Consider the following 16,373-nt stretch of genomic DNA (forward strand, 5'->3'; position numbering starts at 1 on the left):
AAACCCGACTTTCAACCGTTATGACCAGATGTAGACCATGAAGACCTTATGAGAACTGAAAACTGAATGGTTTATTTTTCACTTTCAATGGTTTATTCTGTCATCATCCTGCTGCGTACCTACCGGCATAACATTCCAGTGAAATCGTCAGGCGTCTTCTGAGAGGTCCCAACATGTTTTCGCGAATGATTCTTTCCCGCACACTGTGGGGGATTGGTCTTGCAGTTATTTGTGTATCAGTTCAGGCTGCAGAGCCGGAGAGAGTCAATAAAGCCAATTATCCCAATGCTCAGAAGTTCAGCAGAGACTTCATTCAGCAGTTCAGCTATGACACCAGTGTGACACCGAACTGGATAGGCAAGACGGATAACTTCTGGTACGTCTATCGCACGAGCAAGGGCACCAGCTATTGGAAAGTGTATCCGGCCAATAAAAGCAAGGAAGCTCTTTTCGATCATACGAAACTGGCCGCAGCCTTGTCTGAAGTGGCCAAGAAACCTATCGAGGCTCATGGCTTGTCGTTGAGCCGCGTCTCCTTGACTGATGATGGTGCGAAGCTGAAATTCGTGTTTGATGAGTTTCAATACGAGTATGAAATCGTAGCGAATAAATTAACCAAGGGGTCACGTGCTCCGCGAGCGCCACAAGGTGGGAATATTCCCGGTCTGTCACAGGAAGAACAACAGCGGCGTCAGGAATTGGTGGAAAGGTTCCGCCAGCAACAGGAACAGCAGCAACAACAAGATCAGCAACAGCAGACACAGGGGCAAACGACGGAACCTGCCAGGCCTAACTTTGATTATCGGAACTTCTCCCCCGACAAGAAACATTATGTGTATGCCTACAAGCACAATATTTACGTGTCGGAATCTGAAAAGGAAAAGGATGCCATCCAGCTATCCAAGGATGGTGAAGAGGATTACACCTTTGCAGGTGGCTTTGGCGGATTTGGTGGAGGCGGTGGACGAGGAGGCGCTGAGACAAGGCCAGTCGATCCTGAACGAAAAAGCAGAGTGAATGTTACTTGGACACCTGATTCCAAGGCGTTTTATGTCACCAGGAATGATTCCCGCGGTGTGCAGGAACTCTTTCTGGTTGATTCGATTGCCATGCCTCGCCCCAAGCTGGAAAAGTACAAATACCCCATGCCGGGTGAAGATAAGATCAGGCGGGTTCAGTTGTATTATGTGAATCTTGACGCCAAGAAACTGGAGCAGGTTACACCACGATTCAAGGATGAGCGCTATTTCAACATTCACTGGAGCAAGAAGAACAACGAACTCCGGTTTGTACGTCGAGACCGTCTGCAGCGGAATATCGAATTCTGCACACTCGATGTGAAAACGGGCAAATGCAAATGCCTGTTTGAGGAGGGACTTGATAACGGTAACATTGAATTCCAGAATGTGCGATACCTGGATGACACTGATGAAATGATCTGGTGGTCAGAACGATCAGGCTGGGGGCATTTCTACCTGTACGACACCAATGGCACGCTGAAAAATGCCATTACCAGCGGGCCATATCGTGCCAGTTCCATAGTTGCAGTCGATTCCAAGAATCGCACGCTCTACTTCCGAGGAAACGCACGAGAAGCTGGAGAGAATGTCTATTACCAGCACCTCTACTCAGTCAGATTAGATGGATCCGGATTGAGATTACTGGATCCAGGCAATGCCAACCATAATTCAATCCTTTCGAGTACCTACCAGGTTCTCGTCGATAATTCTTCCCGGATCGATCAGGTTCCGACTTCGGTACTGCGTGATTCTTCCGGTGCGAAGATTATGGATCTGGAAACCTGTGATGTCAGCCGACTGAAAGAAACCGGCTGGAAACTGCCTACTACGTTTGTTGTGAAGGCAGCAGACGGCGTTACCGATCTCTATGGCAACATGTGGACACCATTTGACCTCGATCCCAAAAAGAAGTACCCCATTATCGCCCATGTTTATCCCGGGCCACAGACCGAAGGTGTAACCCATACCTACTCTGCCTTCAGCAGTAACATGCAGATGGCTCAGTTAGGTTTCATCGTCATACAAGTTGGCCATCGTGGCGGCACGCCGACACGTTCCAAGGCCTATCACCGCTACGGCTATTTCAACCTGCGTGATTATGCATTGGAAGACAAGAAATCAGCCATCGAACAATTGGCATTGAAGTATCCGTTTATGGATATCGATCGAGTGGGTATTTATGGTCATTCCGGCGGTGGATTCATGTCCGCTGCTGCCATGCTGCAGAAGCCTTACAACGAGTTCTTCAAGGCAGCGGTCGCTTCAGCCGGTAATCATGATAACAACATTTACAATGATAACTGGTCGGAGCGTTATCATGGCATGAAGGAAGTGCCCGCAGACCAGGCCGATACCAAGACAGCTGCAACTCAACAGCAGGATGCTGGCGATGTACAGCGCGGTGCTGGCCAGCGTCGTCGTCGACCTCCCGAAGCAGGTGAGTTCAGTGAGGTGGAATACGATCTCGAAAATGAACCTCAGGATGTTGGCACAAAGGATCGACAGGAGAAGCTGGATGCCATCAAGAAGGAAGTGGCAGAGATTGCCTCGAAGATGGCAAATGCCAAAGGCGATGAACTGACCAGCCTTGAGAAACAACTCGCTGATGCAAAAGAAAAACTCGGAAAACTGACCACGGATGCCAAAACAACTGAAACCAGGAAGGAAGTCGAAACCAAAACAGGCGAAGTGAAAAGAGAAACAGACAAGACTGATTCCAAGAAGGATGAGGAGAAAAAGAAAGAAGAAGAAAAGAAAATGAAGTTCAGCATTGCTGTTCCCACCAATGCTGAGTTGGCTGCCAATCTGAAAGGTGCATTGTTGCTGGTACATGGTGAAATTGACAACAATGTTCACCCTGCCAACACGATGCGACTGGTAGATGCCCTCGTGAAAGCGAATAAGCGTTTTGACATGCTCATTCTACCTGGCCAGCGGCATGGCTTTGGCACCTCGCAGGCTTATTTCAACCAAAGGATGTGGGATTTCTTCTCCGATCATCTGATCGGAGACAGGCCTGCTGGAGCTGACATTAACGAGAAGATAAACGGCAAATAGCAGCCGACAAAGTACCTTTTGTACGCCACAGGCGAAGTAATTTTCCTGTGGCACTTACCTTTAAGTGCTTGCAATTAATAAAGTTGCGTCAATTGCTTGTCCTTTTTCAGGAAAATTCTCCATCGAGATGTCACAGTGATGCTTTCTGAGTTGTACGAGTCGTGTCAGTGGATCAACAACCACAAACGTCTCAACTCAGGAGTTTTATCATGTTCGCCCGCTTAGCATCCTTGGCACTCGCAACGGTAGCAATGGGTTCCACCGATGCCTTCGGTCAGGTTTATTATGGTGGTTACAATCTGGGGCCAGATTATGGCCAGATGGCTAACCAGATGATGGCTCAAATGAACAGTACGGTCCGCCTGGCAGAACAGCGTGCACAGGATGCAGTGGAAAAGGCCATGCAGGACCCACGCTGCAAAGCGATGCATCAGCAGCACCTGCAACAGGGTGGCCGCACTTCGCTTCGCGATTTCGCCTACTGGTATGTAGCCACTGCTGGTGGTACGCCGGAAGGCGCTCGTCGTTACATGAACAACGAATTGAACAACCAGTCAAAAGAGAAAGCTGCTGTTCAGGGGCTGTGGAATGCGCAGCAACAAAGCAAACAGGCCATCGCAGCCTGGCAACAGGGTTATTACCACAACCAGGCTGAAGCGGGTAACATCTTGTCAGGCAACAAGACCTACACCGATCAGAATGGTCAGCAACATGTGTTGCCTTACCTGCAGCCTGGCTATTATCGGAATCCACAAACGGGAGTGTTATTCCATCTCGATCAGTTTGGCAGGTACCACATGCGGGATACCAATGGTTACTGGACTGAACTGAATCGATAATACCACCTCATGACAGGTGAAACTCCGAGGCTGAAGCTTCGGAGTTTTGTTTTTTTAAAGGCATTGTCACAAACTCACCGCTGATTTGTAGTGGTTTATGACAACGATGACCCAGCAACACTTAACCGGAGAAAAACCATGTTTGCAAGAAACCTGTCGCTTATTCTGGCATTTTGCTCGACCTCAGCAGCATGTGCCCAGTATGGCTATGGAGGATTGATCAGAATGGACTACGGAGACTTATCAGAACTGGAACGTATCGTCCGGCAGGCAGATGCCCGACTGGAAAACACTATCCAGCAGATGATGCGTATGCCTGAAATACAAAAACGATATCAGGAATTTCGCCAGGCGGGTGGTACCCTGGCATACAAGCCTTATGTGCATTGGCTCGCTCAAACCGCGGGTGGTACGCCTGAAGGAATCAATCGGTTTCTCAAGTCGGAAAGGAATCGCATCGAGCGCGAGAAATCTGCCTATGCAGATTTAAGCAAAGCTCATCGCGATGCTTCAGAATCGATGCAGAGAGGATTTGATAACGCAATGACTCGGAACCGTGAATTTGGGGATGTGATTGCAGGGAATCAGCATTATCTGCTGCCGAACGGCTCGCAGGTCCAATTGCCGTACACCCGTCCGGGATTCACAGCAGATTCGGCTGGACGAACGTTTTATCTCGATCAATATGGTAATTACTCGTACCTGAATGAATATGGCTACTGGGTTCCGCTCAGGCCGAAGAACTAGCAGTTACTTCAAAGTTGCAGCTTTCCACTGGTGGAATAATCGGCTGGCAGAAAGTCTTTGACATGTTCCAACAGACCCAGTGCAGCCAGTTCATCGAGCACGCGGGCTGGAGAATCTTCCTCCAGCCCGTTTTCAATTTCTTCGACAAGTGCTTGGGCGAGTTTGAACCTTGCCCGCCGGAGCATCTGCCTGCAGGCATCGGGTTTGACTGTTGTCTGCAAGCGAGCGGAAAGCAGTTCCGCCAGGGTTTCTGAAGTTGCTTCCGGATGATCCATCCGGAGTTTGAGCAGCAAGTAGATTGAACCACCCTGATGATCATCGTCGTCGCGACAACTGGCGAGAGCATGATCCAGAACGGTTTTCTGCCAGGCGCCGAGCCACTCTGCTTCCCGCTGCTCGTCATTTTTCCCAGGTTCCGTGATGAGTGTTTCGGTTTGCCTGCGTCCCTGTTTGGCCCAGTGATTCTGAATCATGTTTCTGACAGCAGTCTTCAGAAAATCGCGAAAGCGGCCACGTGTCGGATCTGCCCCGGCAAAGTCACCTCGCATCAGCCGAAGGACTACATCCTGGGCCAGTTCGTCGGCATCATCGCCGGAACGCACGATGGCGCCCACATATTTGCGAACGGCAGAAGCATAGCGAAGCACCAGCATCTGTCGTGCTTTACTGGTATCGGGGTGGTTGCCATGCGCCAGTCGCAACAGGCTCCAGCGTGTGGTGATGGCATCGATGCGTTCAGCCATGGCTTCCTCACTGTTGGCGGGATGACTCCAGTTTCTGCAGCAGTGCGCGATAGTGTCGTTGCATGCTGGCAATCGAAGTATACTCGGGATGTTCCTCAAGCATTTTGTCCACCATCGTAACGAACGATCGAAGTTGAGGAAGACCAATTGTGATATTTCCACGTTCCAGATTCAGTTCGATCAGTTTGCCCTGAATCGACAGGTCATCGTAAAGAAAACTCGAGTTCAGGGGAAACTGGGTTCGAAGCGATTGCATCACCCTGGATGCCTTCGCGTAAAATTCCTCGGCCGGTTTCCACGCTTGTCGCGAACGGGCAACATCACCGAAAGATATGTTGAGCAGTGCCTGCTGGTTCAGTTTGTCAGCATCTGGAATCTGTAGCCTGGGTAGTTGTGTTTGAATAGCGAGGAGCAGTTTTTCCGCCTCATCGAAACGGCGCGTAGCCAGCAGAAAGGTCGCCAGGCTTTTCTGGGAACCCATGAGTAAGGATGCGTTCTGGCCGTCTGGTTCTTCCTGAAAGATAGTCTTTCTGAATTCGACGATAGACCGATAGTGCTCGAGGGCAGTTTCAAATTTCTGCTCAGCGATTGCATCACCAATCTGGTTGTTCAGCAGATCAATCGAAAGCTTCAGAAACCGGGTATCGTTTGGAGAAAGTTTCAGGAATTCCTCCAGCATACCCTGTGCCTGCTTTTCAGAGATTTGTGCTTCCGCAGGTTTAGATTGCCGACGGGCCAGCCAGCCTTGATTAATCAAGTGTTTGATCTGATAGAGTTTTAATTCCGTGTCCTGTGGAAATTGTACCAGCTTGGTTTGAAGCAGTTGGGTAGTTTCAACGAGTGTGTTTCGGGCATCGTCGTGACGATGGTACAGTACCTGAGTCACGAAATACTGATAAAGTGTTTCCAGTCGTGCCAGTATGGTTGGGCGATCATCAGGTCGAAGTTTATCGAGCGACCGAAATAATTCAATGACCGGGCGATACGATTCAATGGTCAACTGTTCTGCCTGAGGCAGAGTGCTCAATAACTCGGTATTGTTTTTCAGAATGGAGATCAGACTATCGCGAGATAAGGTGTAAGCCTCGGTTGCATTATCTTTGGCGTTGGAAATCTGCTGATTAGCGTGTTGCATGTAAGCCAATCCTGCAGCCAACGCCATCATCAGTGCCAAAGTAAGAGCAACGGCTGCAGCCTGCCAGGGTCTTCGACGTGCCCATTTCACCAGTCGTTCCACAGGGCCAACAGGCCTGGCCTGGATGGGTTCACCGCTGAGAAATCGTTCGAGTTCAAGTGCCAGGGCTTCCGCACTTTCAAAACGCTTCTTCGGCAACTTTTCCAGACATTTCATGCAGATCGTGTTGAGATCGCGAGGCAGCTGAGGCTGCAACTGGCGTGGTGGCAGCGGATCATCACTGAGCACCATGAGCATGGTCTGCATCGGATCAGTTCCAAGGAATGGTGGACGGCCTGTGAGACATTCATAAAGAATGGCGCCCAGTGCATAGATATCGGTGGCGGGTGTCAGTTTGGAAATACCGGATGCCTGTTCAGGTGACATATAACTGGGGCTGCCGAACAGATCGCCCGTTTGGGTGAGTTGAGCATCTTCCAGCATGCGTTTGGCCAGGCCAAAGTCGGCGATTTTTGGAACGATAGAGTTGTCATTCGTTTTTTCCAGAAGCACATTACCTGGTTTGAGGTCGCGATGCAGAATCCCCTGCGAATGGGCGTAATGCATTGCATGCGCAAGCTGAATGATCACGCGGGCTGCTTGCTGTGGAGTCAACACCGCTTCCTTGAGTCGTTGGCTGAGCGTTCCACCAGCCAGGTATTCCATGCTGTAATAAGGGCGACCCTCAACCTGGCCATTTTCGTATATCTGTGCAATGTGGTGATGTTTCAAGCTGGCTATCGCCAGTATTTCCTGCTGGAAACGATCTTCAACATGTTGACTGGGTGAAGTGACAACTTTCAAGGCTACCAGCCGGTTCTGCTGAAGATGTAACGCTAGATAGACTTTGCCCATACCACCCTGACCCAGCACTTTGATCATCTCGTAGCCACTCACGAGTGGAAGCGGATCAACCTGAAGTGGAGGAGAGATTTTCGGTTTTTGAACCAGGGTTGCATTGGGTTCCGACATTATGGTACATCTTCCTGCGATTTCGAATTGGCAGTGTAACAAAGGTTCCGGCAGACAGTCAATTCTCAGGTTTCATTCAGGATAATTACTATGTCATCGCAAGGCTCTCCATGTTCACTTTGCCAGAAGATCGCTGATTATCAGCAGCGTCATGCAGATGAACTGGTATGGGAGTTTGCCACCAGTATGGTGTTCCTGGGGACTTGGCAGTACTACGAAGGCTACTGTGTGGTGACTGCGAAAAGTCATTTCACTGAGCTTTTTGAAGTCTGTCCACAGGATCGGCACACCTTGATGGATGAAGTGACACTTACCGCACAGGCCATCCATGCTGTGGTGAAACCTCGGAAAATCAATTACGAATGGTTGGGGAATCAGATGCCTCATTTGCACTGGCATCTGTTTCCCCGACAAGAATCAGATCCGAATCATTTGCAGGCGGTCTGGCTGGATATTGCCAAGGCAGAAGCAGATGCTGAACTCAAGAAACGATGGCAATCCAGCATTCGGGGACGTACAGCCATCATCAAGGCATTAAAGGAACAGATTCGGAAGTTGATTGGTTCAGCATAAGGAACGAGCTATTTGACTAATAACATGGGGGACGATTTCAAAAAGTCCCGACTGGCACTATTAACAGTTCAATTCTGAAGATGATTGGTTATTATCGGGCAGTCATAGTGTAGCCTTCCGTCTCTTATGAAATAAGTCGTCAGAAAATTCAAGTTGGAGATAGTACATGTCACATGCTGGTTGGCACCAATTAATTCCTAAGGATGATTACTTAAAAGGTGACTCCGAGTTTCACATCAATGCTTATTCCGAATATATGCCGCCGCCTCGCGTTGGCTGGAAGCCTTATGGCCCGGTACCTATCAACAATTATTTGTTTTCGCGAGATGACCCTTATGGATGGAAAGTACATGAGTTTGATGAGGCATTAGAGCTTCAACCTGGTCTTCATCAAATTGCCAGGGATCTTCTCAGACGACTGAAACGATTACAGGATGGAAACCCAGACACGGGTTTACCCAGGCACATCAGTCGAGAAAACCCCTTTTGGCCTGCCGAGTTAGCTCAGGCGAATCTCAAGAACGATCCATGTGTTCTGTTATTGCCTATATCTCTTTCACGAACGCAGGATGATAAAGGTCGAGTACGCTGGACACTCTTTGGCAACAGCGAACAAGGTCCAAGCAAGGCCTTCTGGAAAAGCTTTTATACAGCACCGGGTGTAGAAGCGCCGGCAGAGGATGGCATTCAATTTTTCTGCCGTTTGTTGAACTCAGTCTATGGAATATCCGTTTCTGATAGCAATGACTTACGCCAGGCTGGTTTACGAATCCTTACCGATGATAAACCCGATTTCCCATTCTGGAGTGAAGGGGAATTGCCCTCGTGGACCAAGCCGTTTCAATTTCAGGATGATGAACCAAGCGAGGCAGTGAAGTATCTGGTAACGTTTCGACCATTCGGGCGCATGCCTGTCGCAGTGCGTGAAGGCTATCTGAAAGGTCGCCTGGCCTTGCTTCCGTTTCCTGGCAGTCTGGTCTTCTGGGGAGTAGACCGTGCTCGCCGTATTTATCCACAGTTGCCGCTTGGTTTACAAATCCCGTTACTGGCTAATGTTGATTATCATGAATCGCCCATAGGCATTCGTGTTCCACAATCTGGCTTGTTCCATCAGCCCACCAGTGAGCAACCAGAGTACGCTAATACCGCTGGGCATCTGAGAAACACTTTCAAACGAACACACCGCTGGCAGAAGATTCTGCGCGATCAGGATCAGATTGAACTGATCGGACAGGAATCCTCCCTTCTGAATGTCTGGTTTAGTACCGTTCCCGAAGATCTGGGATTGTATGGCAAACCTATGGCTCGCAATGTTCAGATCTGGACTCAGAAGCCGGAATTACTCTTGGACGGCCCCAACGCTTCACCATCTCAAATCAAAAAAACCATACGTGCAGTGAAAGCAGGCGGAGTGTTCGGCTATCGTTTCCTGTTTCCGGCCATGCGCGTCGGTCATCATGAAGTGTATTGGCATCGGCCACTGGTGGCTTTTCGTAATTCTGCAGGCGAAACAGCTGTCGTGGACGATGCTCCGTTGGGATATTTTACAGCCTACGATGCGGAGAAACCACGACTGGAAAGAGCCATCGAACTTTGGCCAAGGATGCAGAAACGCGATGTGCTGATGACAGCTTTGGAAGGCGAGGACTACACCCGTAAGCGACAAGTGCCCATTCAGGTTCGAAATGTTAGAAAACTGACTCATGCCTATGCACTGTTTGGCGCTAAACCACTGCCTGTCCAATTTGCCCGGCGTATCATGGGGCTTGATCGTGAGGGAGCGGGCAAACGCTGGTTAGCGAAACTGCCTGAACAGGTGGCGAACCGCATCCGCGAAATAGTCGTGCCCGATCAGTCACCAGAACTGAAAATCAAAGCTGGACGGATTCCTGAATCCCTGACCTATTCGAATACTGCCAATCGCTCCTTCGAAGTAGATTACTGGAAGACGATAGCCTCGCTGGCTGAATCTCCGCTCATCAACAAGAACAATGCCGATTGTGTGCTGGATGAGGCAACGCAACAGGTCATACCCTATCACGAGCGCCAGTTGGATCAGTTAGGTGACGATCTTCTGGCGTACTACCAGAAGGCAATCAAGGCAGCCAGGATGACAGGAAAAGCTCTGGCAGGGGATGTACCTTTCCAATGGCGAACCGATGCTGATTATTCCTGGATGGGTGGCTGGCGTAAAAACGAGAAAACACGTGCAGAGCGCAATTTGCTCATCATGATTCCTGGACGTAATTGTTCTGAAGCGGTTATTATGGCCGATCATTACGATACGGCGTTTATGGAGGATAAGTACGAAACGGAACGTGGCGGAACTGGAGCGCGCCTGGCGGCATGTGGCGCTGACGATAATTATTCCGCCACTGCATCACTGATGCTGGCTGCCCCGATTTTTCTCGAAATGAGCCGACAAGGCAAACTGGGATGTGACATCTGGCTTGTCCACCTGACGGGCGAGGAATTTCCAGCCGATTGCCTGGGTGCCAGAGCGCTCGCTGCCAGGCTTGTCAGTCGTTCGTTAAAGTTACGATTGCCAAATGGCAAGACCAGGGATTTATCCAAAGTCACCGTACGCGGTCTCTATGTCTCAGACATGATCGCCTACAACCATGATCATGAACGCGACATCTTTCAGATTTCGCCAGGCAACGAACCCGCTTCGATGTGGTTGGCCTACCAGGCCCATATCGCAAATGAGATCTGGAATACTTCCGTACCATATTGGAACAAAAGCCAAAAAAGACTTGGACTGCCACGAAGTCGCCGCAGTCCCCATGGAGCTGCTATTCCCGAAATGGCCCCATTTCTTGAGCTGTCCGGTCATGTAAGGGTGCCTTCCGATCCCAAAAGCACGCTCTTCAATACAGACGCACAGATCTTTTCTGATGTAGGCGTGCCCTGTGTGCTCTTTATGGAGAATTATGACATCAATCGCACGGGTTACCACGACACACACGATACGATGGAGAATATCGATCTGGATTATGGAGCAGCGGTTTGCGCCATCACTATCGAATCTGTGGCACGGGCGGCAAAACCAGAAACAGTACACTATGATCTGACTACAACATAACTAACTACTTGTTTCAGGAGTTGCATTCTTGATTCGTGCCACTGTGCCTGCTGATACGCCAGAATTACTTGCACTTGCAGAAGGTACACTCGTCTTTAAGCCGCATGAGATTGTAGCTTTGAACGAGGTGCTTGATGATTACCATGATACCAATCACGCAGAACAGCATCGCTGTGTTACTGTGGAAGAAGATGGACAGATTATCGGCTTTGCCTACTACGCACCTGCCGCTATGACTGAACGCACCTGGTATCTCTACTGGATCGCTGTTCGAGTGGATATTCAAACCAAAGGGACTGGCTCGAGGCTCATGGCACATGTCGAAGAAGACATCCGAAACAAGCAGGGCAGGCTGTTGCTGATAGAAACTTCGTCCCTGCCTCATTATTCGCTGACACGTCGCTTCTACGAGAAGTTGAACTATGAAAAAGAAGCGGTGATTCGCGATTTCTACGCAGACCACGACGATCTGGTGGTTTTTCGCAAGCGACTCAATTAATTGAGAACTTCATGCAATTTGTTAAAGAAATCATCAAAAATGGACAGGCAAGAAGTTCAGAGCTGAGTTGATAATTCGTGGTAACCTACATTTGATACCTTCAGCAAGTGTTACCCAGCTTGCCAGACTTCTCAGGCATGCTGTCTATTCCGTCTGAATAGAAGTAATCAAAGGTGCCGAAATTTACAAAGATGCTGCATGGATGCGTGCATCGGGAGTTCACCCCTTCAGCCAGGCAATTGGCATTGTGGTCAGGAGGACCCATGTCTCTGCGCAACAAATCTTCGTTGAAATCAGCAAAATTACTGGCTGTTGTGGGTGCCACAAGCTTATGGGCAGGCATCCTGCATGCTCAAGAGGGCAAGCAGGTAGCAGTGGCGCCACCAGAAAAACCAAAAGTGGTTGCCCATCTGCCCGAAGCAGTGATTTACTTTGACCCCATGGTGGAACGGGTACAGGATGTTGCCCCAGTAGTTCCGGCAGTCCCCACCCAGCCACAATCAACACAAAGCGGATTAGGCTTATCAGCCGACATTCAGCAGGCACTGAATGCCAGCCCGCAGAGCAGCACCACCGGTAGCCTGGCTGGTTCCGGCGCCAGTGCTGAGCGTGTATCAGCTGCTGCTTCGCCTGGTAGCACGGGTGTCATCGGTGGTTCGCAATCACAGTTGTTGGCCAGTACTGATGCAGGTGATTTGCTGGCACGCAGTGGTACCGGTATTGAAGCACAACGCCGTTCGCCCATTGCCAATGAAGCCCGCATCCGAGGTTACCGATTAGGGCAGATCAACACCTGGGCTGATGGTGGCTTTTGGTTCCCTGCACGCAATGATATGGATACATTCCTGAGCAAGATTGATTCAGGCCTCATCCGTGACGTGATTGTGTACAAAGGACCTTACTCAGCTCGATATGGTCCAGGGTTCGCATTTATTGACATTGAAACCAACGATACGCCCCGCTACCAGAACGGTACGGAATGGCATGGGCGAACTGCTTCAACGTACAAGGATAACGGCGAGCAGTTCTATGGCAGGCAATCGATCTTCGGCGGTGGATCAGACTGGGGCATGCGGATGAGTTACGGCCACCGAACTGGAAATGATTACACGATGGGTAATGGTGAACAACTGCCCACCAGTTACAATGCACGCGATGTTGACTTTGTCTATGGCTTCGACCCGACAGCCAATTCAAAAGTGGAATTTGGCTACATCAGGCTGGATCAGACCGGTCTGGAATTCCCTGGGCAGGTTTTTGATACCAGCCTGCTGATGACCGATGGCTGGCGTGCCCGTTACTTGCTGAGCAATCAACGGTATTTCGATCAATTGGAAGTTCTTGGATGGTACAATCAGACCAGTTTTAAAGGTAATGCACAGGGTTCAGGAAAGCGTCAACAAATTCCTGAACTCAACGAAAGTGGCTTTATCGGTTTTACTGATGGCCAGATTTCGACGGGTGGTGTACAGTCTGCAATTACCTGGGGTCGAGCCAACGATGTGCAGTGGACCATTGGTAGCGATTGGCGTTATCTGAGTCAGCGGCTCAATGAGTATGATCGTCTTTTCGAAATTCCCTGCGATCTGAATTATCCGGTGCCTCGCACCGAACAGACCAATACGGCTGGTTTCTTCTTCGAGAATCGAACCCCTGTCAACCAACGCCTGACACTGAAGTTTGGTGGTAGAGTGGACTTCATGAATTCGAATGTAGTTGCAGTCCCGCCTGGCTTTGGAGAACCAGATTGTGGCTGCGGCTGCGATCATTCAACGGCGATTGCAGACGCTCTGGGAGTAGACAGGCTTGATCGTGACTTCACGCTGTGGCTGACCTATGCGAATGCTGAATATCTGATGACCGATAACATCACTTTGCTGGGTGGTATTGGTTATTCGATGAGGCCAGGTACTCCCACGGAACTCTATGCTGTGGGGCCATTCCTGGCATCGTTGCAACAGGGTTTCACTTCGGTTTTGGGCAACCCGGAACTCGAGCCTGAAAAACTGTTCCAGATTGATATAGGATTCAAAGCCAACTATGAACGTTTCCGTGGTGGGTTAAATTTCTTCCACGCATGGGTGAACGACTATGTAACGTTTGCAGCGATTGGAGATGTGCAGGGGAAAATCGTGCTGGAAGCAAACGATGCCTTGCAGGTTCGCTTTGTAAACACGGGGCTGGCAACCCTGTATGGTGGTGAAGCCTATGCAGAATATGATCTGAGCGATGTTCTGACACCTTTCGCCACGCTGACATACGTTCGCGGCCAGGATCATACTCGTGGTAATCGAGGCAATCCGCTTCTGGGTTTACCAAATCCTGATTCAGAACCATTGCCCATGATTACACCTCTTGATTCACGTTTTGGTGTTCGACTGCATGAACCCGGCAAGAATCCAACCTATGGTCTGGATGTAATCTGGCGTGTGGTCGATAGCCAGAACATGGTGGCTGCTTCGTTGCTGGAGCAGCCTACGGCCAGCTTCCAGGTCTGGGACATGCGGGCCTACTGGCAGATGAAGGAAGGCGTATTGCTGACTGCCGGTATGGAAAACGCATTTAACGTCTTCTATCGAGAGCATCTCGATCTTCGAACAGGTCTGGGTGTTTTCCAGCCGGGCCGAACAGTCTATTGTGGATTGGAACTGAGATATTAAGAGGTTATTGCCGATGGTTCCTTGTTGAACCATCGGCACTGTTGTACTTCCTGTCGGACGAGTTCCATTACGTCTTCCATGGTAGGCGAAGTGCCCAGCAATTCCTGAAGCGATGTCATACGCACCTGACTGATGCCACATGGTACGATCAGCTTGAAATCATCAAGATTGGTTGTCACATTGAGTGCGAAACCGTGGTAGGTCACTCGCTGAGAGACCGCAATACCAATGGAAGCCAGCTTGGCTTCGGTACCATCTCTCAGAGTTGTCCAGAGACCAGCATAACCAGGGCTGGGCCGAGCTGTAATGCCCAGGTGTTTCACAACTCGCAGCAGCAACTGTTCGAGTTCGCGAAGAAAATCACCTACCTTGATGATGAGTGGAATCAGCGGGTAGCCAACTAGTTGTCCGGGGCCATGATAGGTTACATCGCCGCCTCGTTCGATGTGGTGAAATGCAATGCCTCGTTGGCGATATGCCTCTTCAGTCATTAAGAGGTTTTCTGATTTGGCAGATCGTCCCAGTGTAATGGTTCGCGGGTGTTCGAGCAGGAGTAGGGTAGGCGGACGATTTCCCGATGCAATTTCACTCAGGTATTTTTTCTGTAGTTGCCAGGCATCCAGGTAGGCAACGCGGCCAAGGCATTCAATGATCAGTGGAGGATCAACCATTAATTTGTACTGAAATCCGGTGGATTTTTACGAGGATTGGATGTGTTTTGTTTGAATGGTTCGACGGAATGCAACAGTTCGCAGAGTTTTCGAACCCGATCAGGAACATTGAATATTTCGAGCAATTGCTGCTTCCAATCAGACAGGATGGGTAGGGCGAAGCTGACAACATCGACAATGGTTCCCAGTGGAGCCTGGCTGTGCATCAACTTGATGAACTGGCTACGCCCTTCACCTTCTTCCGACAACCAGGGAAGTACTTCTTTCTCCAGTTGATTGCGGAGTCTGCCCTCATCCATCACATGCGGGTCAGGTTGCAACTTGACCTTCGCCTGTCGATAAAGCGTGTGGGTCAGTAGTTCGTGTTCGAGTTCAATGCGGCAAAGACCACGCAGCAGAATATTGTATCTGCCATCCTCCAGTTTTTCGTGTTCATGGATGGATGCCAGGCAGCCTACCGTGTAAATGGGAAAAGTACCTTCGTAGTCTTTTTCCCACCCCTGACGGGGGAGCACCATGGCAATCAACTTGTCTTTACTCAGTGAGTCTCTTACCAGTTCCCTGTATCGCGGTTCAAAAATGTGAAAGTTCTTGAGCACATGAGGCATCATGACAAAATCAGGCAAAGGGAACAGTCGTGCTGTTCCTTCAAAGCCATCAATGTGCAGGATCGGGTTCATGCAGGTTGAGCAGTTTTTGTCTCAGGCGTTCCCACAGATTTTACAGGAGCAGGCCAGAGTAAACCATGCAGTAACAGCATAATAGCTCCACCCACCAGGAAACAATCTGCAAGGTTGAAGACAGGCCAGTTAAACGGGTAATCATTTTCGCCACGTTGATAGTAAACCCAGATCCAATCTCGTACACCACCGTAGAACAGGCGATCCATGCAATTTCCCAAAGCTCCAGACAGAATCAATGCCAATACGATGGTGTATAAACTGTTGCGATGGTTGTGAGGCCAGAGAGCCCAGCCAACGATTCCAAGAATAGCCAGACTGCTGATGGTGATGAAAACCGCGTTGGCAGTCAGTCCCCATTGATTGCCCAGGCTGAAGAGTGCTCCTTTATTCAAGGGAGAGTTTTTCAAAAGGCTGAACACTGGAGGGATTATGTCTGTCCTGACAATGATGGCGTTTTGCCGTTCCTCATCACTCAAGGTTCCGGAGAAATAATTCTTAGAAGTCCAATCTGCTAGGAAGCCCAGGGCAGCAATGAGGAAGAAGGTGACTAACCATTTAAAGGAGGGGTATGTTTTCACGCTGACGAGTCCTTATCCAGTCATTCTGAAGAAAGAGGCTATTGCCATAGGGAGGTATGACGTATTCTGGAA

At 49.7% G+C, this 16,373-nt stretch carries 12 protein-coding genes; 7 read left to right on the forward strand and 5 right to left on the reverse strand.

What is annotated here, in order from left to right; genetic code table 11:
* Window positions 1-173 precede the first annotated feature (173 nt).
* The 3 genes from JNJ77_02230 (at window position 174) to JNJ77_02240 (ending at window position 4,663) form a co-directional block, all read left to right on the forward strand.
* Window positions 174-3,077, forward strand: a complete 2,904-nt coding sequence (locus JNJ77_02230) for a DPP IV N-terminal domain-containing protein (protein ID MBL8821377.1) — start codon at window positions 174-176, stop codon at window positions 3,075-3,077.
* Window positions 3,078-3,286: 209 nt separating this feature from the next.
* On the forward strand, window positions 3,287-3,916 hold the full coding sequence (locus tag JNJ77_02235; GenBank protein MBL8821378.1) for a hypothetical protein: 630 nt from the start codon (window positions 3,287-3,289) through the stop codon (window positions 3,914-3,916).
* Between the two features lie 138 nt (window positions 3,917-4,054).
* Entirely contained in the window at window positions 4,055-4,663 is a 609-nt protein-coding gene (locus JNJ77_02240; GenBank protein ID MBL8821379.1) for a hypothetical protein, read from the forward strand.
* Between the two features lie 8 nt (window positions 4,664-4,671).
* Here JNJ77_02240 and JNJ77_02245 read toward each other — a convergent pair whose 3' ends face one another.
* Together JNJ77_02245 and JNJ77_02250 are read right to left on the reverse strand one after the other, a co-directional pair.
* Window positions 4,672-5,406 carry a sigma-70 family RNA polymerase sigma factor gene (locus JNJ77_02245; GenBank protein MBL8821380.1) on the reverse strand — a complete coding sequence of 245 codons (735 nt, stop codon included), beginning with the start codon at window positions 5,404-5,406 and terminating at the stop codon, window positions 4,672-4,674.
* Between the two features lie 7 nt (window positions 5,407-5,413).
* Window positions 5,414-7,552 (reverse strand): serine/threonine protein kinase, encoded by a 2,139-nt coding sequence (locus JNJ77_02250; GenBank protein MBL8821381.1) that lies wholly within the window; start codon window positions 7,550-7,552, stop codon window positions 5,414-5,416.
* A gap of 90 nt (window positions 7,553-7,642) precedes the next feature.
* Here JNJ77_02250 and JNJ77_02255 point away from each other — a divergent pair, with 90 nt between their 5' ends.
* The 4 genes from JNJ77_02255 to JNJ77_02270 all read left to right on the forward strand — a co-directional run bounded on the left by JNJ77_02255 (window position 7,643) and on the right by JNJ77_02270 (window position 14,369).
* Window positions 7,643-8,125, forward strand: coding sequence for an HIT family protein (locus JNJ77_02255; GenBank protein MBL8821382.1), 483 nt, complete (start codon window positions 7,643-7,645; stop codon window positions 8,123-8,125).
* 166 nt (window positions 8,126-8,291) lie between these two features.
* Complete coding sequence (locus JNJ77_02260) at window positions 8,292-11,210, forward strand: M28 family peptidase (protein ID MBL8821383.1); 2,919 nt, start codon at window positions 8,292-8,294, stop codon at window positions 11,208-11,210.
* 28 nt (window positions 11,211-11,238) lie between these two features.
* Window positions 11,239-11,709 carry a GNAT family N-acetyltransferase gene (locus tag JNJ77_02265; GenBank protein ID MBL8821384.1) on the forward strand — a complete coding sequence of 157 codons (471 nt, stop codon included), beginning with the start codon at window positions 11,239-11,241 and terminating at the stop codon, window positions 11,707-11,709.
* Between the two features lie 263 nt (window positions 11,710-11,972).
* Window positions 11,973-14,369, forward strand: coding sequence for a TonB-dependent receptor (locus JNJ77_02270; GenBank protein ID MBL8821385.1), 2,397 nt, complete (start codon window positions 11,973-11,975; stop codon window positions 14,367-14,369).
* Here JNJ77_02270 and lipB read toward each other — a convergent pair.
* From lipB to lspA, 3 genes are read right to left on the reverse strand one after another with little or no spacing between them, the layout of a single operon-like run.
* Complete coding sequence (lipB, locus tag JNJ77_02275; protein ID MBL8821386.1) at window positions 14,366-15,040, reverse strand: lipoyl(octanoyl) transferase LipB; 675 nt, start codon at window positions 15,038-15,040, stop codon at window positions 14,366-14,368. The genes JNJ77_02270 and lipB overlap by 4 nt on opposite strands.
* A complete protein-coding gene (locus JNJ77_02280; protein MBL8821387.1) occupies window positions 15,040-15,720 on the reverse strand; it encodes an LON peptidase substrate-binding domain-containing protein in 681 nt (226 codons plus the stop codon). The genes lipB and JNJ77_02280 overlap by 1 nt, the downstream gene beginning before the upstream one ends.
* On the reverse strand, window positions 15,717-16,301 hold the full coding sequence (gene lspA / locus JNJ77_02285; GenBank protein ID MBL8821388.1) for a signal peptidase II: 585 nt from the start codon (window positions 16,299-16,301) through the stop codon (window positions 15,717-15,719). The genes JNJ77_02280 and lspA overlap by 4 nt, the downstream gene beginning before the upstream one ends.
* Between the last annotated feature and the right edge of the window lie 72 nt (window positions 16,302-16,373).

The organism is Planctomycetia bacterium (assembly GCA_016795155.1).
In the GTDB taxonomy this organism is placed as follows: domain Bacteria; phylum Planctomycetota; class Planctomycetia; order Gemmatales; family HRBIN36; genus JAEUIE01.